19 protein-coding genes are annotated in these 23,208 nt (G+C 65.0%); 13 read left to right on the forward strand and 6 right to left on the reverse strand.

All coding sequences use genetic code 11. From position 1 onward, the window contains the following. Positions 1-69 precede the first annotated feature (69 nt). Complete coding sequence (locus RBB39_RS03470) at positions 70-1,647, forward strand: aldehyde dehydrogenase (NADP(+)) (RefSeq protein WP_306168794.1); 1,578 nt, start codon at positions 70-72, stop codon at positions 1,645-1,647. Positions 1,648-2,215: 568 nt separating this feature from the next. Here RBB39_RS03470 and RBB39_RS03475 read toward each other — a convergent pair. Beyond that, positions 2,216-3,181: a LysR family transcriptional regulator gene (locus tag RBB39_RS03475; protein ID WP_083970676.1), complete on the reverse strand. Its 966-nt coding sequence runs from the start codon at positions 3,179-3,181 to the stop codon at positions 2,216-2,218. A gap of 231 nt (positions 3,182-3,412) precedes the next feature. Here RBB39_RS03475 and RBB39_RS03480 point away from each other — a divergent pair, with 231 nt between their 5' ends. The 12 genes from RBB39_RS03480 (at position 3,413) to RBB39_RS03535 (ending at position 17,935) form a co-directional block, all read left to right on the forward strand. After that, on the forward strand, positions 3,413-4,726 hold the full coding sequence (locus RBB39_RS03480) for an L-fuconate dehydratase (protein WP_045995055.1): 1,314 nt from the start codon (positions 3,413-3,415) through the stop codon (positions 4,724-4,726). A gap of 42 nt (positions 4,727-4,768) precedes the next feature. Then, positions 4,769-5,857 (forward strand): TRAP transporter substrate-binding protein, encoded by a 1,089-nt coding sequence (locus RBB39_RS03485; protein WP_083970675.1) that lies wholly within the window; start codon positions 4,769-4,771, stop codon positions 5,855-5,857. A gap of 59 nt (positions 5,858-5,916) precedes the next feature. Next, the gene (locus RBB39_RS03490) at positions 5,917-6,408 is read left to right on the forward strand and encodes a TRAP transporter small permease (protein ID WP_045995049.1); all 492 of its coding nucleotides are present in this window, start codon (positions 5,917-5,919) and stop codon (positions 6,406-6,408) included. Further along, positions 6,405-7,661, forward strand: coding sequence for a TRAP transporter large permease (locus tag RBB39_RS03495; protein ID WP_124804836.1), 1,257 nt, complete (start codon positions 6,405-6,407; stop codon positions 7,659-7,661). The genes RBB39_RS03490 and RBB39_RS03495 overlap by 4 nt, the downstream gene beginning before the upstream one ends. 58 nt (positions 7,662-7,719) lie before the next feature. Continuing rightward, positions 7,720-9,141, forward strand: coding sequence for an FAD-binding oxidoreductase (locus RBB39_RS03500; protein WP_045995048.1), 1,422 nt, complete (start codon positions 7,720-7,722; stop codon positions 9,139-9,141). Positions 9,142-9,181: 40 nt separating this feature from the next. Then, positions 9,182-10,342 carry a fumarylacetoacetate hydrolase family protein gene (locus RBB39_RS03505; protein WP_045995047.1) on the forward strand — a complete coding sequence of 387 codons (1,161 nt, stop codon included), beginning with the start codon at positions 9,182-9,184 and terminating at the stop codon, positions 10,340-10,342. A 501-nt stretch (positions 10,343-10,843) separates the two neighbouring features. Continuing rightward, positions 10,844-11,455, forward strand: a complete 612-nt coding sequence (locus tag RBB39_RS03510) for a cytochrome P460 family protein (protein WP_045995046.1) — start codon at positions 10,844-10,846, stop codon at positions 11,453-11,455. Between the two features lie 747 nt (positions 11,456-12,202). Continuing rightward, a complete protein-coding gene (locus tag RBB39_RS03515; protein WP_045995045.1) occupies positions 12,203-12,952 on the forward strand; it encodes an SDR family oxidoreductase in 750 nt (249 codons plus the stop codon). A gap of 63 nt (positions 12,953-13,015) precedes the next feature. Beyond that, positions 13,016-13,867, forward strand: a complete 852-nt coding sequence (locus tag RBB39_RS03520) for a fumarylacetoacetate hydrolase family protein (RefSeq protein ID WP_045995044.1) — start codon at positions 13,016-13,018, stop codon at positions 13,865-13,867. Beyond that, complete coding sequence (locus RBB39_RS03525; protein ID WP_239452631.1) at positions 13,864-14,919, forward strand: zinc-binding alcohol dehydrogenase family protein; 1,056 nt, start codon at positions 13,864-13,866, stop codon at positions 14,917-14,919. The genes RBB39_RS03520 and RBB39_RS03525 overlap by 4 nt, the downstream gene beginning before the upstream one ends. A gap of 144 nt (positions 14,920-15,063) precedes the next feature. Next, positions 15,064-16,749, forward strand: a complete 1,686-nt coding sequence (locus RBB39_RS03530) for a UxaA family hydrolase (RefSeq protein WP_045995043.1) — start codon at positions 15,064-15,066, stop codon at positions 16,747-16,749. 37 nt (positions 16,750-16,786) lie between these two features. Further along, positions 16,787-17,935: a hypothetical protein gene (locus tag RBB39_RS03535; RefSeq protein WP_045995042.1), complete on the forward strand. Its 1,149-nt coding sequence runs from the start codon at positions 16,787-16,789 to the stop codon at positions 17,933-17,935. A 162-nt stretch (positions 17,936-18,097) separates the two neighbouring features. On the opposite strand, the gene RBB39_RS03540 is transcribed toward RBB39_RS03535, so the two are convergent. The 5 genes from RBB39_RS03540 to RBB39_RS03560 form a co-directional block, all read right to left on the reverse strand. After that, the gene (locus RBB39_RS03540) at positions 18,098-18,829 is read right to left on the reverse strand and encodes an FCD domain-containing protein (RefSeq protein WP_045995041.1); all 732 of its coding nucleotides are present in this window, start codon (positions 18,827-18,829) and stop codon (positions 18,098-18,100) included. 143 nt (positions 18,830-18,972) lie between these two features. Next, on the reverse strand, positions 18,973-20,049 hold the full coding sequence (locus RBB39_RS03545) for an Ldh family oxidoreductase (protein ID WP_045995040.1): 1,077 nt from the start codon (positions 20,047-20,049) through the stop codon (positions 18,973-18,975). A gap of 105 nt (positions 20,050-20,154) precedes the next feature. Then, a complete protein-coding gene (locus RBB39_RS03550; RefSeq protein ID WP_045995039.1) occupies positions 20,155-21,534 on the reverse strand; it encodes a TRAP transporter large permease in 1,380 nt (459 codons plus the stop codon). Between the two features lie 24 nt (positions 21,535-21,558). Next, positions 21,559-22,125, reverse strand: a complete 567-nt coding sequence (locus tag RBB39_RS03555) for a TRAP transporter small permease (RefSeq protein ID WP_052704549.1) — start codon at positions 22,123-22,125, stop codon at positions 21,559-21,561. Between the two features lie 46 nt (positions 22,126-22,171). Next, positions 22,172-23,170 (reverse strand): sialic acid TRAP transporter substrate-binding protein SiaP, encoded by a 999-nt coding sequence (locus tag RBB39_RS03560; RefSeq protein WP_045995038.1) that lies wholly within the window; start codon positions 23,168-23,170, stop codon positions 22,172-22,174. Positions 23,171-23,208: the final 38 nt, after the last annotated feature.

Consider the following 23,208-nt stretch of genomic DNA (forward strand, 5'->3'; position numbering starts at 1 on the left):
AGCCGGCGTTGACACTGGTACCAGACAGCAAACCGACAACCCCATCCCCGCAAGCGAAAAGGAGCCAACATGACTCTGGAAGGAAAGCAGCTGATCGGCAGCCAGGCCGTCGAGGCCAAGGGCGAGCCCATCCACGCCGTCAATCCGGCCACCGGTGAGACCCTCGAGCCTGGCTACAAGGCAGGTTCCAAGGCCGAGGTCGAGCGCGCCTGCGAACTGGCCTGGGCAGCCTTCGATAGCTACCGCGAAACCGGCCTCGAGGCCCGTGCGACCTTTCTCGAGACCATCGCCGACGAGATCGAGGCGCTCGGTGACACCCTGATCGAGCGCGCCATGCAGGAGTCCGGCCTGCCCCAGGCACGTCTGCAGGGCGAGCGCGGCCGTACCTGCGGCCAGCTGCGCCTGTTCGCCTCGGTGGTACGTGCCGGCGAATGGCTCGACGTGCGGCACGATCCGGCCCTGCCGGACCGTGAACCGATGCCGCGGGTCGACCTGCGCCAGCGCCATATCGCGCTGGGTCCGGTGGCGGTGTTCGGCGCTTCCAACTTCCCGCTGGCGTTCTCGGTGGCCGGCGGCGACACCGCCTCCGCCCTGGCCGCCGGCTGTCCGGTGGTGGTCAAGGCCCACTCCGCCCACCCCGGCACCTCCGAGCTGGTCGGCCGCGCGCTGCAGAAGGCGGTGACCCGCTGTGAACTGCCGGAAGGCGTGTTCTCGCTGCTGTTTGGTTCCGGTCGCGAGGTCGGCCAGGGCCTGGTCAGCAACGCGCGGATCAAGGCGGTGGGCTTCACCGGCTCGCGCAGCGGTGGCACCGCCCTGATGAAGACCGCCCAGGCGCGTCCCGAGCCGATCCCGGTGTACGCCGAGATGAGCTCGATCAATCCGGTGTTCCTGCTGCCCGAGGCGCTCAAGGCCCGTGGCAAGGAGCTGGGCGAGGCCTTCGTCGGCTCGCTGACCATGGGTGCCGGCCAGTTCTGCACCAACCCGGGGCTGGTGATCGCGGTCAAGGGCGAGGCGCTGGACGGCTTCGTCGAGGCCGCCGCCGAAGCGGTCAAGGGTGCCGGCGCACAGACCATGCTGACGCCGGGCATCCACGACGCCTACACCCAGGGCGTCAACACCCTGGGCGGCAGCGACAAGGCCCGTGAAGTGGCGCGCGGCCCCCAGGGCGACGGACCCAACCAGTGCCAGGCCGGCCTGTTCGTGGCCAAGGCCAGCGACTTCCTCAATGATGAGGCGCTGCAGGCCGAGGTGTTCGGTTCGACCTCGCTGGTGATCGAGTGTGCTGACCTGGACGAGGTCAAGGCACTGGCCGAGGGGCTCGAGGGCCAGCTGACCGCGACCCTGCAGATGGACGACGGCGACATCGACGCGGCCCGTGGCCTGCTGCCGATCCTCGAGCGGCGTGCCGGACGGGTGATGGCCAACGGCTGGCCCACCGGGGTCGAGGTGTGCCACGCCATGGTCCACGGTGGCCCCTATCCGGCCACCTCTGACTCGCGCACCACCTCGGTCGGCAGCGCCGCCATCCACCGCTTCCTGCGCCCGGTGTGCTATCAGAACCTGCCGGACGCCTTGCTGCCGCAGGCGCTCAAGGATGGCAACCCGCTGAACGTCAGCCGCCTGGTGGACGGCAAGCGCGAGGCGTAAACCGCCTGGCACACGTCTTCAACCAAGGGTCTTGAACCGACGTAGTTGAAGACATCGCTGAAAACATGGCTGAAGACGTGGCTGAAGACATGGCTGAACACGTAGCTGAAGCCATGGTTGAAGCGAACGGACGGAGGCGCCGATCATCGGCGCCTCCTGTCTCGTCTTCTTTTTCTTGTTCTTGTCATTCTGTCCTGGTCTTTCTGGCCCCGCCTTTCTGTCATCGTCCTTCGGTCCGTATCGCATGATAAAGACCTGCAGGGAACGATGGCCTTGGCTCATGATTCAGCGACGGCTATTGGCACACTTACCCCCCCACATCACGTCGCTTATCAAGATAGCCTTGAAGACAGTCATCGAGACATCTATCCAGACACCTATCCAGACATCCTCCCGCTACCGTTCCCTCCTGCCTTTGCAATCACACCCAATCCATAATCGGTGACATTTCACGCTTATTCAGCGAATATCTTGGTCATTATTGCCGGCATGAAACGCCCAACTTATTGGCCAAGACATCCCAGAAACATCCTTTCACGCCCACGATCATTCCTGCCCACGATATTGCTCAGGGCGCATCCTCTTCTCCGACCAGGCTGGCGACAAACTCGGTCAGCAGTTCAGGCCAGGGCTCGCCCTTGCGCGTGAGCACGCCGTAGTAGCCCAGCGGCTCACCGATGGTCAGCGGCAGTACCGCGAAACGGCCTTGAGAGAAGGTGGTCTTGACCACCGAGCTTGGCAACAGCGACAGGGTATCGGTACTCGCCACCAGCTGAAGCGAGGCCTGGGTGGAGGTGGTCTCGATGACGTTGCGCGGCGAGGCGACGCCGGCCTCGGCCAGGGCCGCCTCGAACAACCCGCGCATGGGGCTCGCCATGGGGTGCAGCACCCAGGGCCAGCGCACCACCTCGGCCAACTCAGGCGTCCCCTGACACAGCGGATGGTCGGGTCGCGCCACCACCGACACCGGCTCCTCCTTGAGCGGCAGAAAGTCGAACAGATGACGCTGGGACGGCTCGGTGTAGCGGCCAATGACGGCGTCGAGCAGCTTGTATTCGAGATCCACCAGCAGTCGATCGCTAGAGTTCTCGATCAACGAGATGGCGAGCCGCGGCCGGTGCGACTTCAACTCCGCCATGGCCCTTGGCAACATCACCGGGGCGGCACCGGGTACCGAGCCAAGCGCCAGCCGACCGTGCCCACCTTCGCGCAGTGAAGCCAGTTCTTCGACCAGCCGATCGGTGTCGTTGAGCAGACGCCGTGCATAGCGCAATACCGTCACACCGGCGTCGGTCGGTTCCATCCGCCCGGGCTCACGCAGAAACAGCGGTATTCCGAGAAATCCCTCGATGTCCTTGAGCATCTTGCTGGCCGCCGGCTGGCTGATGTTCAGCTGCCTTGCAGCCGCGTGCATGTTACGACTTTCGTCCAAGGCGACCAGCAATACCATATGCCTGATCCGCAGCCACGTCTTGGCGTGAATACCGCTGTCATGGGGCATGTAGCGCATCATCCCGATGATTGAAAAACACATGATAACCTGAGGTTATCAAATGGCCAAAAACTTGGATTGGCCGTTCTTTTAGCGCTCTGTTTAGACTGCCCTCACTGACAATAGAACGACGAGACAGCAGCAAGAGAGTAACGGGAGAGCAACCAGAGAGGCAGGCGCTTTCCGCAAGCAGCCAACCGCTGATCGACGCCCATGATGCTTTCCCTGGCCACTCGTCGGACAACCAACAATATTCACCACAAGGCCGCCAGCATGACCACCATCACTCGGGTCGACGCCCGCGATATCCGCTTCCCCACCTCACGCCAGCTCGATGGCTCCGATGCCATGAACGAAGCACCGGACTACTCGGCCACCTACGTCATCCTGCACACCGATCAGGAAGACGAGGGCCACGGTCTGAGTTTCACCATCGGCCGCGGCAATGATCTCTGCGTCGCTGCAGTCAACGCCCTGGCACCCACCCTGGTGGGCCGCAAGCTCGAGGACATCACCGCGAACATGGGCACCTTCTGGCGCGAGCTGACCAGTGGCGATAGCCAGCTGCGCTGGCTGGGTCCGGAAAAGGGCGTGATGCACCTGGCCAGCGCCGCCCTGGTCAATGCTATCTGGGACCTGTGGGCCAAGCGTGAAGGCAAGCCGATCTGGAAGCTGCTGGTCGACATGAGCCCGGAACAGCTGGTGCGCTGCCTGGACTTCCGCTTCGTCACCGACGCCATCACCCCCGAGGAGGCCATCGCCCTGCTGCGTCGCAAGGCCGGTACCAAGGGCGAGCGCGAGGCCGAGATGAAGGCCGAGGGCTACCCCGGCTATACCACCTCCGCAGGCTGGCTTGGCTATTCCGAGGAAAAGATGCGTCGACTGTGCCGCGAAGCCCTGGCCGAGGGCTGGCAGCACTTCAAGCAGAAGGTCGGTGGCGACATCGAGGAAGATCGCCGGCGCGCTGCGATCCTGCGCGAGGAGATCGGCGAACAACGCACCCTGATGATGGACGCCAACCAGATGTGGGATGTGGACGAGACCATCGTCAACATGCGCCGTCTGGCAGAGTTCAATCCTCACTGGATCGAGGAGCCCACCAGCCCCGACGACATCCTCGGTCACGCCGAGATCCGTCGTCGCCTCAGGGGCGGCCTGGAGGGTGGCATCGGCGTCGCCACCGGCGAGCACTGCCACAACCGGGTGATGTTCAAGCAGTTGCTGCAGGCCGGCGCGATCGACTTCTGTCAGCTCGACGCGGCGCGTCTGGGCGGGCTCAACGAGGTCATCATCGTGGTGCTGCTGGCGGCCAAGTACGGCGTGCCGATCTGCCCCCACGGCGGCGGCGTGGGCCTGTGCGAATACACCCAGCACATCTCCCTGTTCGACTACATCGCCGTCTCCGGTTCGCTGGAAGGTCGCCTGCTGGAGTACGTCGACCACCTGCACGAGCACTTTGTCGACCCGGTGCGTATCCGTCAGGGTCGCTACCTGGTGCCCGAGGCGCCGGGCTACAGCATCACCATGAAGCCCGAGTCCCTCGAGATGCATCGCTACCCCGAAGGTGCGGCCTGGCAAGACGCCTGAGCCGCTCCACCGGCCAGCACGCCACGCAAATTGGAGAGAAGCATGACAACAATCACAACGTCCGTCGCCCCCTTCACCCGTCGCCGCCTGGGCGCGGCCATCGCCGCCCTGACCATCGGCAGCCTGACGCTGGGTGGTGTTGCCACCGCCCAGGCCGCCAGCGAGATGCCGCCGATCCCCGAGGTCGACGGACCCGTGGTCGAAGGTGACGGCAATGACTACACCCTCAAGTTCAGCATCGGCACCACCCAGTCCGGCGCCCAGTACCGTGGCCTCGAGTACTTCGAGGACATCGTCGAGGCGCGCAGCGACGGCCATATCCAGGTCGAGCTGTTCCACAGCGCACAGCTTGGCGATGACCTCCAGGCGGTCAGCGCGCTGCAGTCCGGCACCCTGGAGATGACCGCGCCGTCCACGTCACCGCTGGTCAACATGTTCCCGGAATTCGCGGTGTTCGACCTGCCGTTCCTGTTCCCCACCCCGGAAGTGGCCGACGAGGTGCTCGACGGCGAGATCGGTGATCGCATGCTGGAAACCGCCAGCACCAATGGACTCAAGGCCCTCGGCTGGGCCGAGAACGGCTATCGCCAGCTGACCAACAGCCAGAACGCGGTGGCCTCGCCCGAGGATCTGGATGGCCTCAAGGTCAGGACCATGCAGAACCCGATCCACCTGGATATCTGGAAGACCCTGGGCGCCAACCCGACGCCGATGTCCTTCGCCGAGCTGTTCACCGCCCTCGAGCAGGGCGTGGTCGACGGCCAGGAGAACCCCTGGATCACCATTCAATCGTCCAAGTTCAACGAAGTGCAGGACTACGCCACCGAGTCCAACCACGTCTACACGCCCTTTATCACCCTGGTCTCCGAGCGCTTCTGGAGCCGTCTGCCCGAGGGCTATCAGGATCTGCTGTCCGACGCCGCCAAGCAGATGGGCGACTACCAGCGTGAAGTCAGCCGCACCCTCAACGACCAGATCAAGCAGGAGCTGATGGACGAGGGCATGAACATCACCGAGCTGACCCCGGAACAGGTGGCCACCTTCCAAGAGACCCTGTCGCCGGTCTATGACGAGTGGCGCGAGAAGATCGGCGGAGAGCTGATCGACGATATCCGCGCTGTTTCCCAGTAAGCCCTAGCCCGACCCCGCCGCTGTCGGCGGCGGGGTCGTCGTCACCACGGAGGTGACCCATGACCACCCTATCCTCCACTTCCACCCCGGGACTCCTGGGGTGGTTGATTACCACGCTGCGCATCGCCGTCGGATTGCTGGTGCTCGGCGTGGTGTTCTGCGTGACCGCCAATGTCTTCGGTCGCTTCGTGCTCAATACCTCCTACGCCTGGGCCGAGGAGCTGTCCCGGGTGCTGTTCATCTGGCTGGTACTGCTTGGCGCCGGGCTCGGCAGCCTCGAGAAGGAACACGTGGCGGTGACCTACTTCAAGGACCTGGCCCCGGCCGGGCTGCGCCGCGTGCTGGGACTGACCGCCGTGGCGGTGATCTACCTCGTCTGCATCTGCATCCTGCTCGGCTTCAAGGAGCTGATCTCCGGCTATACCAGCGCTACCCCCATGCTCGGCATCCCCAAGACCTGGCTCTATAGCGCCATGCCGGTGATGGCAGGGCTGACCCTGATCGCCAACACCCTGGCCCTGGTGGCCCTGCTCAGGAGGTCCGAACCATGATCCTGTGGAGCATCCTTATCGGGCTTGCCATCTGCATCGTCATTGGCATGCCGATCTCGTTTGGCCTCGGCGCCATCAGCCTGTTCATCTTCTTCTATTCCGACTATTCGCTATCGCCCATCGTCGCCCAGGCAGTCAACGGCCTGGACTCCTTTCCGCTGCTGGCCATTCCGCTGTTCATCCTGGTCGGCGAGGTGATGAGCGAGGGCGGCATCGCCACCCGCCTGGTCCGACTGGCCAGCGCCATGGTCGGCTTCGTCGCCGGTGGCCTGGGTCAGGTGGCGGTGATGACCTCGATGTTCTTCGGCGGCATCAGCGGCTCCGCCGTGGCCGACGCCTCGGCGGTCGGCAGCATGATGATCGAGCCGATGAAGCAGCATCGCTACAGCGCGCCCATGGCCACCGCCATCGTGGTCGCGGCCTCGGTGGTCGGCATCATCATCCCGCCGTCGATCCCGATGATCCTGTTCGGCGTGGTCACCAACACCTCGATCTCCCAGCTGTTCCTGGCCGGCATCGTGCCCGGCATCCTGATCACCCTGGGACTGGCGGCCACCACCTACGTGCAGTCACGCAAGAACGGCAAGGGCCAGGCCTTCTCCTTCCCGGAGCTCGCCAGTGCCCTCAAGGACGCCATCCTGGCGCTGTTGCTGCCGGTGATCATCGTCGGTGGCATCCTCACCGGGGTCTTCACCCCCACCGAGAGCGCCGCCATCGCGCTGGTCTATGCCTTCGCGGTGTCCTTCTTCGTCTATCGCAGCCTGTCGCTCAAGCGCTTCTTCGAGCTGTGCGTGAGCACCGGTCGACTGACAGGTGTGGTCATGCTGCTGCTGGCCTTCGCCAGCGTGCTGGCCTGGCTTCTGACCGCCAACATGATTCCCCAGCAACTGGTGGTGAGCCTGTCCGCCATCACCGAGAACAAGCTTCTGCTGCTGCTGATCCTGTCGGCCTTCCTGCTGGTGGTGGGCTTCTTCATGGACCTGACCCCTGCCATGGTGATCCTGGCACCGCTGATGACGCCGGTGGTAGTGAAGCTTGGCATCGACCCGGTGTACTTCGGCGTGCTGATGTCCTTCATCCTGGGTATCGGCCTGATCACCCCGCCGGTGGGCACCGTGCTCTATGTCGGCTGTGGCGTCGGCAAGGTCGGCATGGAAAGCCTGGTCAAGAGCCTGCTGCCCTTCTACTTCACCCTGGTGGCACTGCTGGTCGTGTTCCTGCTGTTCCCGGGAGTGGTGCTGTGGTTCCGATAACCCCGAACTTGAACAACCTGGGCGGCCCCTGGCCGCCCGCCAAGCGGAGAAGCCCCCGATGAGCGCCAACGACGACCTGCTGACCTTTCTGCGAGAGACCCTGGGCAGCACCGGCGTGCTGACAGACGACCTCGAGCGCTATCGGGTCGACTGGGCCGGCGCCCGCGGCGGTCTGCCGTTGGCGGTGGCTCGCCCGGCGACCTCTGAGCAGGTGGCGCAGGTACTCGGCTACTGCCATCGCCACGATATTCCGGTGGTCCCCCAAGGCGGCGGCAGCGGCCTGGTCGAAGGCGCCCTGCCGGACAGCCAGACACCGGAGCTGGTCATCAGCCTGGAGCGGCTTAATAAAATTCGCTCCATCGATCCGATCAACTTCACCGTGAGCGTCGACGCCGGCTGCGTGCTGCAGACCATCAAGGACGCCGCCGAGGCCGAGGATTGCACCTTTCCGCTGGCCCTCGGCGCCCAGGGCAGCTGCCAGATCGGCGGCAACATCGCCACCAACGCCGGCGGCCTTAACGTGCTGCGCTACGGCATGATGCGCCAGCTGGTACTGGGTATCGAGGTGGCACTGCCGGACGGCCGTCTGCTCGACGACATGAAGGCACTGCACAAGAACAACACCGGCTACGACCTGAAGCAGCTGTTCATCGGCGCGGAGGGTACCCTGGGCATCGTCACCGGCGCGGTACTCAAGCTCTACCCTCGTCCCCAGGTGACACGCACGGCGCTGATCGGCTGCCCCGACGTGGCCTCGGTGCTGAAACTCTACGCCCAGGCAAGACGCAGCTGCTGCGACCTGCTGACCGCCTTCGAGCTGATTCCGCGGGCCTGCATGGAGCTTGCCCTAGAGGCCGATCCCTCACTGCCGGACCCGCTGGATGCTCCCCACCCGGTGTACGTGCTGATGGAAGTCGCCGCCAGCGGGCCTGCCGATCTCGACAGCATGATCGAGGCGCTATTCGAGCGAGGACTCGAGGACGGCCTGCTGGAGGATGGTGTGCTGGCCACAAGCGACACCCAGGCGGCCCAGCTATGGCAGCTGCGCGAGGCCATGCTGGAAGGCCAGCAGCGCCGCGGCGAGCACCTGCGTACCGATGTCTCGCTGCCGATCTCGCAGCTTACCGCCTTCCATGACCAGGCGGAGGCGGCGATCGCCGAGGCCTCACCGGACTCTCAGGTCATCGCCTACGGCCACGTCGGCGATGGCAACCTGCACTTCAATATCCTGCCGCCGGCGCACCTGGACGACGACGACAAGCGCAGTCTGCTGCATGAGCTGGAAGAGCAGCTGTTTGCCATTGTCGCCGAGTTCGACGGCAGCATCAGCGCCGAGCACGGCATCGGTCGCGTCAAGCAGCCCTACTTCCTCGAAAGCCTGTCGGCGCCGGAGCACGACATCATGCGTGGCCTGAAGCGCCTGCTGGACCCCCGCGGCCTGATGAGCCCCGGGCGTATCCTGCCGAGAATGCAGCGCTGAGCCCATGACGATCCCACCTTCAACAGACAGAGGCCCTAACATGAGTCCCCGCCTTACCGCCCGCGACATCCTGCCCGACGACGCCGACCGTGCCCTGCTGGTCGGCCGAGTGTGGCGCGACGACCAACGAGGCCCCGTCCTGGTAACCGTTCGCGACGGCCAGCTTATCGACCTGTCGGCCACCATCAATGTCATGGCCGACCTGCTCGAACGCGACGACGCCGCCGAGCTGATCGCCAACGCCGAGGGCGAGTCCCTGGGTAGCCTGGACAGCCTGCTGGAAAATTCCTGCCAGACACCCCAGCGCGCCCCTCACCTGCTCGCCCCCTGCGACGTCCAGGCGATCAAGGCCTGTGGAGTGACCTTCGCGGTCAGCCTGCTGGAACGCGTCATCGAGGAGCAGGCCGGTGGCGACGCCGCCCGCGCCGGCGAGCTGCGCGAGGAACTCAAGCGCGTGATCGGCGGTGACCTGTCGAAGATCCGTCCCGGCTCCGACGAGGCCATGGCGCTCAAGGCCGAGCTTCAGTCCCGTGGCGCCTGGTCCCAGTACATGGAGGTCGGCATCGGCCCCGACGCCGAGGTCTTCACCAAGTCGCAGCCGCTGTCCGCGGTGGGCCAGGGCGCGGCGGTGGGGCTGCACCCGTCATCGCGCTGGAACAACCCTGAGCCCGAGATCGTGCTGGCGGTGGATGCACAAGGCAACGCCCGCGGCGCGACGCTGGGCAATGACGTCAACCTGCGCGATGTCGAAGGACGCAGTGCCCTGCTGCTGGGCAAGGCCAAGGATAACAACGCCTCCTGTGCCATCGGCCCCTTCATTCGCCTGTTCGATGACCACTTCTCGATCGACGACGTGCGCTCGGCCATGGTCAGCCTGCGCATCGAAGGCAACGACGACGACTTCCTGCTGGAAGACCAGAGCGACATGCGCGAGATCAGTCGCGACCCGCTGGACCTGGTCGGCCAGACCATCGGCGCGCATCACCAGTACCCCGATGGCTTCATGCTGTTCCTCGGCACCATGTTCTCGCCGATTCAGGACCGCGACGGGCCCGGCCAGGGCTTTACCCATCACCTGGGTGATGTGGTCACCATCTCGACGCCTCGCCTGGGCGCTCTGGTCAATCGCGTCGAACGCTCCGACCAGCTGCCCCCCTGGACCTACGGTATCCGCGCCTGGCTCGCCCACCAGCGCGGCTGACACCACGCAAGACCCGCACGAACCGACATCTCCCTTCTGCCTCGCCCTCGGCGAGGCTTTTTTGTTTCAGGCCGCCAACTGTGCCATTACGCGCTGCTACTCAAGCATTCGCGCATGCGGTATGCGAGTTCCCGCGCCGGACATGGCGAGTGACATGGGCCTGACATATACCTTCAAGACCCCTCCCGCCGATGTCAGTCAGTGTTTCGACATATGACGGTTGTTCTTGCGCAAGGCGCATTGCATCGCGAACGCAAGATCAGGAACAACGCAAGGTCAGGAACAAGACCGGCAACGTCATCGCTGCACTCGCGCGAGCGAGGGGACCAAGGAACATCGACCATCATCAGACAAGGGCCTCAAGGCCCGGATAAAGGACAGGGAGCAAGCCAAAGGCCACCCAAGAAGCCTGCGCCGCCCTTGCCGTGACTCGTCGCCGTCAGCGCAGCACCCGTGGATGGATGCGTCCAGGTGCGCCTCGGTGACCAAGGAGGACAGACCATGCTCAGGATTTCCCGTCTCACCGCCTTCGCCGCCGCCATGGGCGCCAGCCTGATCGCCTTTGACGCGGTCGCCGAGACCTACTTCGAGATCACCGACGGGGAGCTCACGCGCCCCACCGGCTTCCGCGAATGGGTGTTCGTCGGTACCCCGCTCACGCCCAATGACATGAACAACGGCAAGGCGCCTTTTCCCGAGTTCCACGCCGTCTACATCGATCCGGAAAGCTGGGATCACTGGAAGGAAACCGGTGAATTCCGCGATGGCGCCATCATGATCAAGGAGCTGATCAGCGTCGGCAGCAAGCAGGCGGCCAGCGGCAACGGCTACTTCATGGGCGAATACATCGGCCTCGAGGCGACCATCAAGAGCAGCGAGCACTTCCCGGATGAACCCGGCAACTGGGCCTACTACAGCTTCTCGACGCCGGACCACTCGAGTCTCAAGGAGACAGCGGCGCCCTTCCCCACCGCGGCCTGCAACGCCTGCCACGCGGCGGCGGCAGCCGACGACTTCGTCTTTACCCAGTACTACCCGGTACTGACCGCCGGCAAGGGCGCCGGCGACGACGCCGGTGGCGGCACCCAGTCCCAGCTTGGCAACGACGGCTGATCGCCTGTCTGCCCCCGTTCCGACAGCCCAGGGCCTGAACCATCGGCCAGGGAGTCAGAGTCGGGAACCGGGACCATCTGGAATATGGTGCCTAAAGGTGCCAATGAAAGGTGCCAATGAAAGGTGCTATGTAGAAACGTGCGGTACGTGCACATGCGTACCGCAGCCGGCCGTATAGACATATAAACACCCGATACCCAGCAGCGCGAAGGCCGGCAAGACAAGCACCTGGCACCACCGAGCATGAAGCGATGGCGGTGACCCTGCGTCACCCTATGGCCTTGCAGGGTACGTCTACCGGCGAGCCACTGGATTCGCCCCGGAGTCCAGAAGTGGCATAGGGGCTGCCCCGAGAGAAGGATGTCTCTCGGCAGCGATATCCGCCATCCTTCTTGCGTTCCCTGCCCTCCTGGCGGCCCTCCCCGGCCGCCTTTTTTTATGTTCTCGGCGCCCTCTTCCCGCGGACCAGCGTTATCCGTCCCCGCTCTTTGCTATCGGCCATATTCCGCTACCCCGGCTCTCTTGATCCCTTGCGACCAAAGTCGGCCCTTGGCGCCAATTGCAATCCAGCCAACCTGCGCCATACTACGGATAACGTCATGCTAGCATCCTGTCATACCACCTAGCGAAAACCCGCGGCACCAGCAGGCTTCAGCTAGAGGGAGAGCACCAGGCCTTCGTCACTACGACACCTGATGTTTCGCCGCCATGACAACAACCTCGTCGCCCCTGCCAACAGGAGACATCATGCGTCTGTCAGGAAAGACCGCCTTGATCACCGCCGCCGGCCAGGGCATCGGTCGCGCCACCGTCGAGCGCTTTATCGCCGAGGGCGCGGAGGTCCACGCCACCGACCTCGATCCGGCCAAGCTCGAGGATCTGGCAGATCGCCGGGGTGTCCGCTGCCACACCCTGGATGTGACCGACCCTGCGGCGATCGCCGAGCTGGGGGCGAAGATTCCGACACCGACCATCCTGTTCAACTGTGCCGGTTACGTGCATAGCGGCAGCCTGCTGGAGTGCTCCATCGAGGACTTCGAGCGCTCCATGGCGATCAACGTCACCGCCATGTACCACACCATCTCGACCTTTCTTCCCGGTATGCTGGAGGCCGGTGGTGGCAGCATCATCAACATGGCGTCGGTCGCCAGCAGCCTGAAGGGTGTTGCCGGACGCTTTGCCTACGGCACCAGCAAGGCCGCCGTCATCGGTCTGACGCGCTCGGTGGCGGCGGACTACGTGACCCACGGCATCCGCTGCAACGCCATCTGTCCGGGTACCGTGGAGTCGCCCTCCCTGGCGCAGCGTATTCGCGCCCAGGCCGAGGCTCAGGGACAGGACGAAGCCCAGGTGCGCCAGGCCTTCCTCGACCGCCAGCCAATGGGACGCCTGGGCAGGCCCGAGGAAATAGCCGCACTGGCCGTCTATCTGGCCTCGGATGAATCGGCGTATACAACAGGTACCAGCCAGATCATCGACGGCGGTTGGCTGGCGTAAAAGACGACACAACGACATCAATCCATCGACCTTATCCATCCAATCAACGACAAAGGACACCCCATGAAACTGCTGCGATTCGGCGCCCCCGGCCAGGAAGCTCCCGGTATTCTCGACGCCAACGGACGTGTCCGTGACCTGTCCGGCGTCATCGATGACGTTGCCGGAGAGGCCCTCGGACGTGACAGCCTGGCGCGCATCGCCGGCCTCGATCTGGAAAGCCTGCCCGAGGTTCCCGCCGACACCCGTATCGGCCCCTGCGTCGGTCAGGTCGGCAAGTTCATCTGCATCGGCCTCAACTACGCCGACCACGCCGCCGAGAGTGGCGCCGAGGTGCCGCCGGAGCCGGTGATCTTCAACAAGTGGACCAGCGCCATCTGCGGCCCCGACGACGACGTCATCATTCCCCGCGATTCCTCCAAGACCGACTGGGAGGTCGAACTCGGCGTGGTCATCGGCAAGGGCGGTCGCTATATCGACGAAGCCGACGCCCTCGAGCACGTGGCGGGCTACTGCGTGATCAACGACGTATCCGAGCGGGAATTCCAGCTCGAGCGCAGCGGTACCTGGGACAAGGGCAAGGGTTGCGACACCTTCGGTCCCCTCGGCCCCTGGCTGGTGACCCCGGATGAAGTGGAAGATCCCCAGGCGCTGAACCTGTGGCTCGAGGTCGACGGCAAGCGCTACCAGGACGGCAATACTCGCACCATGGTCTATCAGGTGGCCTACCTCATCAGCTACCTGAGCCGCTTCATGAGCCTGCAGCCAGGCGACGTCATCTCCACCGGCACGCCGCCTGGTGTCGGCCTGGGCCAGAATCCGCCGGTGTTCCTGCGTCCGGGTCAGACCATGCGCCTGGGCATCGAGGGCCTCGGGGTGCAGACCCAGAAGGTCGTGGAGGATTCGGACGCATGAGCCAGTCCGACGTGCCCATGACCGTGGCGGTGTGCGTTGAACCAGGGCAGATGGCCCTGGAACAGCGCCCCCGCCCCGAGCTTGCCGGCGGCGAGGCCCTGGTGCGCATTTCGCGCATCGGGGTCTGCGGCACCGATATCCACGCCTTCGGCGGCAACCAGCCCTACTTCGAATACCCCAGGGTGCTGGGGCACGAACTGGCCGGTACGGTGGAGGCCCTTGCCGACGACGTGGACGAGGCGACCCGTGCCCGCCTCGAGCACCAGCCGGTGTACGTGATCCCCTACCTGCACTGTGGCGAGTGTCGCGCCTGCCGGCGCGGCAAGACCAACTGCTGTCAGGCGATGCAGGTGATCGGCGTCCATCGCGACGGCGGTATGGCCGAGTGGCTGAAGGTTCCGGTCGATCATCTGGTGGCCTGCCCGGCACTGGAACCAGACGAGCTGGCACTGATCGAGTGCCAGGCCATCGGTGCCCACGCGGTGCGCCGGGCCGCGGTGGAAGCGGATGAACTGGTGGCGGTGGTCGGCGCCGGCCCCATCGGCATCGGCGTCGCCCAGGTCGCGCGGGCCCGCGGTGCACGGGTACTGCTGCTCGATACCAGCGCCGAACGCCTGACCTTCTGCCGCGAAGCGCTCGGCTTCGAGCAGACCCTGGTAGTGGGCGAGGACGATCCGCAGGCGCGCCTGGCCAGTCTCAACGACGGCGCACTGGCCGACGTGGTGTTCGACGCCACCGGCAACCCGAGCGCCATGGAGGCCGGCTTCGGCCTGGCCGGACACGGCGGCCGCTACGTACTGGTCAGCATCGTCAAGTCAGACATTCGCTTTGACGACCCGAGCTTTCACGGCCGAGAACTGACCCTGCTCGCCAGCCGCAACGCCACCCGCGAAGACTTCGACTGCGTCACCGAACTGCTGGAAGAAGGCCGTATCCAGGTGCGCCCGATGATCACCCATCGCGCCAAGCTTGAGGCCCTGCCGGAGACCATGCCGGTGTGGTGCGGCGGTGAGGCCGGCGTGATCAAGGCGATGATACACCTCGATCGATAAGTCGACGCCAGAACCGGCGAGCCCCCTTCGATGGGCACCGAACACTCTTTCACCAGGCGGCGTACGGCACCCACCGTCATCTGCTGCACCCGATCACCAGGCCGTCACGATAACAACGTCAACGCCTTTGCCGAGGACCGTCCCATGTCCACACAGTCATCGACCACCGCTGCATCGAACAAGGCAGCGTCGTCCAACGCGACCATCGCCAGCGACCAGCCCGCCCAGGAAAGCCTGCGGGTCCATCCTGCCGACAATGTGCGTGTCGCCCTGCGCGACCTGCCCCAGGGGCACCGCATCGACGAGGGTGCCGACACCCTGACGCTGGTGGAAGCCATCCGCCACAAGCACAAGTTCGCCCTCGAGGATCTGGCCGTCGGTGACACCGTCACCATGTACGGCGTCACCGTCGGCCGGGCCACCCGGGCGATCGCCCGTGGCAGCGTGATCCGCACCGACAACCTGGAGCACTTCACCCACTCGGATACCCCGGTCACCCGCCGGGAACACTGGCAGGCACCGGACGTTTCCGCCTTCGAGGATCACACCTTCGACGGCTTCCATCGTCCGGACGGTGGCGTGGGCACCGCCAACCTGTGGCTGGTGGTGCCGCTGGTGTTCTGCGAGAACCGCAATATCGAGGTGCTTCGCCAGTGTGTGGCGGACGCCCTGGGTGACGACCCCTTCCGCGACTACAAGCAGATGGCACGCCAGATGCTTCATGGCGATAGCCCGAGCCATGTGACCGAGCCTCCCTCCTCGCCCTTTCCCAACGTGGACGGCGTGCGTTTTCTGACCCATACCCTGGGCTGCGGTGGCACCGACGACGATGCCCAGGCGCTGTGTAACCTGCTGGCGGGCTACATCACCCACCCCAACGTGGCCGGCGCCACGGTGCTGAGCCTTGGCTGCCAGAAGGCCCAGATCGCCATGCTCAAGCAGGCGGTGGCAAGCAAGGACCCGCAGGGCCTGCGCCCGGTGCACTACCTCGAGCAACAGGCCAGCACCAGCGAAGACGCCTTGATCGAACAGGCCCTGGGCACCATCTTCGATGGCCTGCGCGAGGCCAACAAGGTAACCCGCCAGCCGGCGCCGCTATCGGCCCTGCGTATCGGGGTGGAGTGCGGCGGGTCCGACGGCTTCTCGGGTCTGTCGGCCAACCCGGTGGTGGGCGGTGTCATCGATCGCCTGGTTGCCCTCGGCGGCAGCGGCATCCTCAGCGAATTTCCCGAGCTCTGCGGAGTCGAGCACGAACTGCTGTCGCGCTGCGTCGACGACGCCACCGCCGAACGTTTCTCGTCGCTGATGCAGGCCTACCAGCGCCACGCCGACGCCGTCGGCGCGAGTTTCTCGATGAACCCCTCGCCGGGCAATATCCGCGATGGTCTGATCACCGATGCCATGAAGTCCGCCGGGGCCGCCAAGAAAGGCGGCGACAGCCCGGTGGTCGAGGTCCTCGACTACACCGAGACCGCCACGCGACCCGGCCTGGCGCTGCTGTGCAGTCCCGGCAACGATGTCGAGTCCACTACCGCTCTGGTCGGCTCCGGCGCCAACCTGGTGATCTTCACCACCGGGCTCGGCACGCCCACGGGTAACCCGGTGGCACCGACCCTCAAGGTCGCCAGCAACTCGGACCTGGCCCGCCGCATGGCGGACATCATCGACTTCGATAGCGGAGCGGTGATCCGGGGCGAGGCCTCCATCGACGAGCTGGCCGATGACCTGCTGGCGCTGTGCATCGAGACCGCGTCTGGGCGCTATACCACCCGCGCCGTGGGGCTGGCCCAGCACGACTTCATTCCCTGGAAGCGTGGGGTGTCCTTGTGAGAGAGCCTGTGAGCTTCCCTTGAGAGAGACTGGCAACATGCAAAACGCAACCACCGTCACCCTGATGCAGTTCGGCATCGGCCGTTTTCTGCTGGCCCACGTCGACCTGTTCGCCAGCCAGGCCCGGGACGAACACGGCAGTGATATCCGTATCATTGCGGTACAGAGCTCGGACCGTGCGGCCGGGCGAACCAAGGCCCACGCCCTGGCCCGGGACCCGGTCTACCCGGTCAGGATGCGCGGCCGACGTGATGGCGAATTGATCGATACCACCCATCAGGTCGACAGCATCACCACCGCGCTGGTTGCCAGCGAAGCCTGGGCCGAAGTGGAGCGGCGTTTTCGCGATGAGGTAACTCACGTGGTCTCCAACACCTCCGAGGCGGGCTATCAGGTCCCGGCGGGCGATGGCCCACGGCGGGACTGCCCCGAGAGCTTCCCCGCCAAGCTGACGCACCTGTTGAAGACCCGCTTCGACGCCGGCCGTCCCGGCGTCACCCTGCTGCCATGCGAGCTGCTGACCGACAACGCCCTCAAGCTCAAGGACGTCATCCTGGAATTGGCACAGGCCCACTACGACGACGATGGCTTCATGGCATGGCTCGAGCGGGACTGCGTGTGGGCGGTGACCCTGGTGGACCGCATCGTCTCCGCCGAGCTGGATCCGGTGGGCGCCGTCGCCGAGCCCTATGGCCTCTGGGCGATTCAGCAAACGCCCGGGCTGGTGATGCCGTTCTCCCACCCGGACGTACATCTGGTCGACGATATCCGTCCCTTCGAGCGTCGCAAGCTACACCTCTTGAACCTGGCTCATACCTGGCTGGTCGCTCGCGTCATGGATCTCGGTCTCGGCGAGGAGGTGACACTGGTTCGCCAGGCGATAGACGACCCCCGCCTGGGAGACGAACTGGAGAAGATGCTGCGCCAGGAGGTGGTACCGGTACTCGATCAGGAACTTCCGGGCATGGAACTCGAGGACTACGTCGACAGCATTCTGGATCGTTTCCGCAATCCATGGCTGGACCACCGACTGGCCGATATCGCCCAGAATCATCCCCAGAAGCTGGAGCGAAGGCTGGCGCCGGTGGTACAGATGGCCGCCCGCCAGGGTCGGGACGTACCACGCCTGGCCAGCGCTTTCCCCTCGACGGCTTCCGCGTCGACCTCGTCCCTGTCCTCGACCTGACAACGTCCTGGCCAGGCTGGCGGCTCACTCAAACAAGGCACCCTTCAATAACACGCCGCCGCCGGATGTCATCCGGCGGCGGCGTATGGCTTCGGCTCACGCCCTTGGCCCAAGGCCGTTCTCATTGCCCGGTGCAGCACGGGTGCTTCCGCTCCCTCAGGCTCAGGCGTCGTCCTGGCGACCCTTGAGGCGTTGCTTGAGCTGCATATAGGTGCCGTAGTGACGATCGAGGTGCCGTCGCATGGCGGCCTCGGCGGCTTCCGGGTCCCGGACGGCGATGGCCTCGACGATCTCGGTGTGGGCCTCCAGGGCAGCCAGGTCCTCCCCGGGCTGCTGCAGCGCCAGGGCGCGACGGTCATCGAGCCACTCGGATAGTGCCTGATGGATGGCGTCGTAGATGGGGTTCTGCCCGATACTCGCCAGGACGCCATGAAAGTCGTTATCGGCCCGCTTGACGGCGGCTTCATCGCCGATCACCGAACGCTGATGCGCCAGAGCGTCGCGCAACGCCTGGATCTCGTCATCGCTTGCGTGCTGCGCCGCCTGACGGGCCAGCGCGACCTCGAAAAGCGCCCGAGCCTCCTGAAAGTACTGCTGCCCTTCGGGTTTGGCCAACAACTGCCGGGTGACCCCGGACAGCCTCGCCATCACGGCCTCGGCGGTGGGCCGGATAACCCGTGCCCGGGTGCCGCTGTTGATCGCGATCAAGCCTAGCTGCTGCAGGTAGAACAGCGCCTCCCGCACCGCCGGGCGCCCGACCCCGAACTGCTCCATCAATTCACGTTCGGACGGCAATTGATCATTCTCGCCCAGCCGCCCTTCGAGGATTTCAGCCTCCAGTTGTTCGGCCACCTGCTCGGACAGCGTCTTGCGCTCCACCCGATATTTGCTCATCGACGCGGGTCTCCCTCGATCCATCACCCGGAGCGTCTCCGGGACACGGCGCACATGGTACTGCAAGGCGCACCCCCTGGGCAGCAAGGCGTCACTGCGGCACACTCACCCCCCGGGCCAGGCCAAGCCTCGACGGCGCTCGGTCAGTGCTCGGTCAGCGCCGTCAGCGCAAAGCGCTCGGCGATCTGGCGATACTGATCGCGCTGGGCATGGTCCAGGGGAATGCCGGTCTGCTTGCGCTCATCGCGGGTCTGCCACTCGCGATCCCCCGGCGCCAGCACCCGCTGACCCTCTACCGGCGTCATCTGGCGCAGATCCTTGAGGTACTCGGCCAGGCGACGCTCGAAGGCGCTGCGCTCCTCGAAGGCGCCCGGGTCCATCACCAGAAAGAAGTGGCCGACGCCGCGCGGAGTCGACATGTCCGGCCCGCCCATCGGCAGCAGGCGAAAACCGTGGACCATGTTGGCCAGGGTCGAACTCAGCACCTCGACCATGCCACCGAGCCCGGCCCCCTTGAAACCGAAGCCGGCGCCACCTACCGGCAACAAGGCGCTGACCTGGCGGGCATCGGTGGTCGTGCTGCCGTCGCTGGTCGCGGCGATGTCCGCCGGCAAGGGCCGTCCGATGGCCGCATACTGCTGCACCCGATTCATGGGCACCGAGCTGGTGGCCATGTCCAGCAGATACGGATCCTCGCCGGCCACCGGTGCAGCGAAGGCGATCGGATTGGTGCCGTGGAAGGCCCGCTGACTACCGTGGAGCAGGACGAACGGATCGGAATTGCAAAAGGCCATGCCGAGCATGCCCTGCTCTGCCGCGGCGAGGGCGTAGCAGCCGGCGGCACCGAAGTGCGACGAGTTGCCGACCGCCACCGCACCGATGCCGACCTCCCGGGCCATGCTGACGGCATGATCGATAGCCCGATACCCGGCCAGGTGGCCGAAGCCATCATCGGCGTCCAGTACCGCAGTGCCGGCCAGACGCTGCTTGATGCTCGGCGTCGGGCTGCCCTTGATCCGCCCGCCTTGCAGGGCGTTGAGGTAGTGCGGCAATAGCCTCAGGCCGTGGCTGTCGGTGCCCATCAGCGAGGCCGTGACCAACGCCTTGGCCACCGCTTCCCGGGAGGCCTGATCGGCGCCGGCAGCCGCCAGCGCCTGTTCGATAAAGCGATGCAGATCCTTGTAATCGACCCGACAGGCCTCGTATTGACTGGCACTCATGGGGATTCCTTGTGAGGGGGATAAGGGCCGCAAGGCGCGCGCCGATCGCTCGGCGCCGCCTTGACTCGGCCATACCGCGTCACCGCCGCAGCGGCGACCCGGGACTCAGCGGTAGACCAGCGTCGGCAACCACAGCGAAATCGCCGGAATGAAGGTCACCAGCAGCAGCGCCACCACCAGAGGGATCAGGAAAGGCAGGGTGCCGCGCATGCACTTCTCGAAGGAGATATGCGACACCCGCGACAGCACGTAGAGCACCATGCCCACCGGCGGGGTCAACAGGCCGATCATCAGGTTGAGCACCATGATCACACCAAAGTGCACCGGGTCCACCCCGGAGGCCACCGCTACCGGCAGCAGCACCGGCACCAGGATGGTAATGGCGGCGATGGTCTCCATGAAGCAGCCCACCACGATCAGCACCAGATTGATGATCAGGAGCACGGCGATGGGATTGTCCTGGAAGGGCCCCAGCAGTCCCATGACGTGCTGGGTGACCTGGTTGCTGGTCAGGATCCAGGCAAAGATCGAGGCGCCGGCAACGATGAACAGGATCACCGCGGTGGTCTCGATGGTTTCCATGCTGACCTTCAACAGTCGCCGCCAGGTCAGGGTACGGTAGACCAGTCCCCCCAGAATCAGCGCATAGACCACCGCCGCGATCGCCGCCTCGGTCGGGGTAAAGGCACCAGTGACGATGCCGCCGACGATGATCACCGGGGTCAGCAGCGACAGGAAGGCCCGCGAGAACGTCTTGCCCAGCACCGAGACCGAGAACCGCGCGTCACGCTTGTAGCCGCGACGCCGCGACAGCCAGGTGATCATCACCATCAGCGTCAGACCCATCAGCAGGCCCGGCACCAGGCCGGCGGCGAACAACTGCCCCACCGAGACCGACGCCATCACTCCGTAGATCACCATGGGCAGGCTTGGCGGAATGATCGGGCCGATGGTCGAGGACGCTGCGGTGATGCCTACGGCAAACTCCTGATCATAGCCGGCGTCGCGCATGGCCTTGATCTCGATGGTGCCGAGGCCACCGGCATCGGCCACGGCGGCACCGGACATCCCCGAAAAGACAATGCTGGCACCGACGTTGACGTGGCCCAGGCCCCCACGCATCCAACCCATCAGCGCCTTGGCGAAGTCAAAGATGCGGGTGGTGATGCCGCCGTTGTTCATCAGGTTGCCGGCGAGGATAAAGAAAGGGATCGCCAGCAGCGGGAAGCTGTCGATGCCATTGACCATGCGGTGCACCACGACCACGTCGGGCACGCGTCCTGTCAGCAGAACGTACATCAGGCAGGAGCCGGCCAGGCTGATGGCGATGGGCACCCCGCAGACCAGCAGGGTGAACAGGGCGGCAAACAGAAACGAAAGGTAGTTCTCGAAAAACGCCAGCGCGATGCAGCCGACGACCGCCAGTGCCGCCACCACCGGGGGCACTGGCGATCCGCGCCGGGCACTGATCATTGCTTCAGTCATGGGGTTGTTCCTTGTTCGAGGCGCTCAGTCGTCATCGTCGCGAAACATCAATTCGCTCTCGCCGGTGCGCCAGTGACGCACCGCCAGCTGGATCGAGCGCACCAGCATCAGCACCACCCCGAAGAGCACCACGTAGTAGAGCAGACTCTTGGGCAGGTCCACCGACACCATCATCGAGTTGGTGCGCTGGGCCAGTTGCCAGGTGATCCAGGCCAGCATGCCGAGAAAGGCGATACGCACCAGATCCACCAGGGTCCACATGACCCGGGCGGTGGGCTCCGACAGGTAGCGATAGAAGAATTCCACGGCGATATGCGAGCCCTTGCGGGCGGCCATGGCGCTGCCGAGAAAGCCCACCGCCACCAGCAGGTAGCGGGCGATTTCCTCGGTCCAGGCGATGGAGTTGCCGAGCACGTAGCGACTGAAGAACTGAACAAAGACGTCCAACGCCAGCAGCCAAAAGACCACCAGCGTCAGATAGTCCTCGATGCCGTAGTCACCCGGCCGGATCCGGTCGTCGTCATCGGGCACCTCGAAGGCGCTGGTGGTCTCGTGTTCGACTCCAGGGTCACTCACGTCAGATCGGGTCATGAAGGATCTCCCGAGGGAGGGCGCACGGCGCCCTCCCCTCCGTCGTTTACTGGCCGATAGCCTGGAGGCGATCGTAGGTTTCCTGGTCCCAGGTCGCCGCGTCACCGTTGTGAGCCGGCATCACTGCTTCGCGGAACGGTGCGGTGTCGACCTCGTTGACGGTGACGCCCTGCTCCTCGAACCAGGCCACCAGGTCCTGCTCCTGCTGCACGATATCGGCGGTGATCTTCTCGCCGGCCTCTTCATAGACGTCACGGAAGATCTGCCGATCCTCTTCGGACAGGCGATTCCACAGCGGACCGCCGGCAATCGTGATCAGGGAGTCGGTGATATGACCGGTCAGGTTGATGACGTCCTGGACCTCGTAAAAGGCCTTGGCCTTGATCGTGGGCAGCGGGTTTTCCTGGGCGTCGACCACACCCTGCTGCAGGGCCAGGTAGACCTCGGCGAAGGCGATCGGGGTGGGATTGGCGTCGACCTGCTCGGGGAACATCATGTACATCGGCGCGTTGGGGACGCGGATCTTCAGGTCCTGCATGTCCTCCGGCGTATTGATCGGCTCGTTGGACGTGGTGTGGCGCTTGCCGTAGTAGTTCATCGCCAGCGGCACGTTGCCGGTAGCGTCCTCATAGCCCTGAGCGATCTCGGCGAACAGGTCGCTGTCGACATAGGCCTGCCAGTGATCGAAGTCACGGAACATGTAGGGCGCACCGGCGATGCCGATTGGACCGTAGGAACGGCCGGCGAACTGATTGCCGGTAAAGATGAGGTCGACGGTGCCGAGGCTCAGCCCCTCGTTGATGTCGGCTTCCTTGCCCAGTGAAGAGGCTGGGTGCACCTCCACCGAGTAGCGGCCATCGGTGCGTTTCTCGATCTCTTCGCCGGCCCAGACGGCCCACTCGTGGTAAGGCTCCGAAGTCTCGTAGACGTGGGCGAAGGTCAGCGTTTCCGCCTGGGCGGCCGCCGACAGGCTGACGCCGACCATGGCGGCGATCAGGCTACGACGAATGAAGCGGGCGGGCGGCTGGCAGTGATTGGGGCGCATCTTGTTGTTCTCCCGGGCTCTTGTGGCGTGTGGAGTGT

It is taken from the genome of Halomonas sp. MMSF_3323 (assembly GCF_030733595.1).
Taxonomy (GTDB): Bacteria; Pseudomonadota; Gammaproteobacteria; order Pseudomonadales; family Halomonadaceae; genus Halomonas; species Halomonas litopenaei.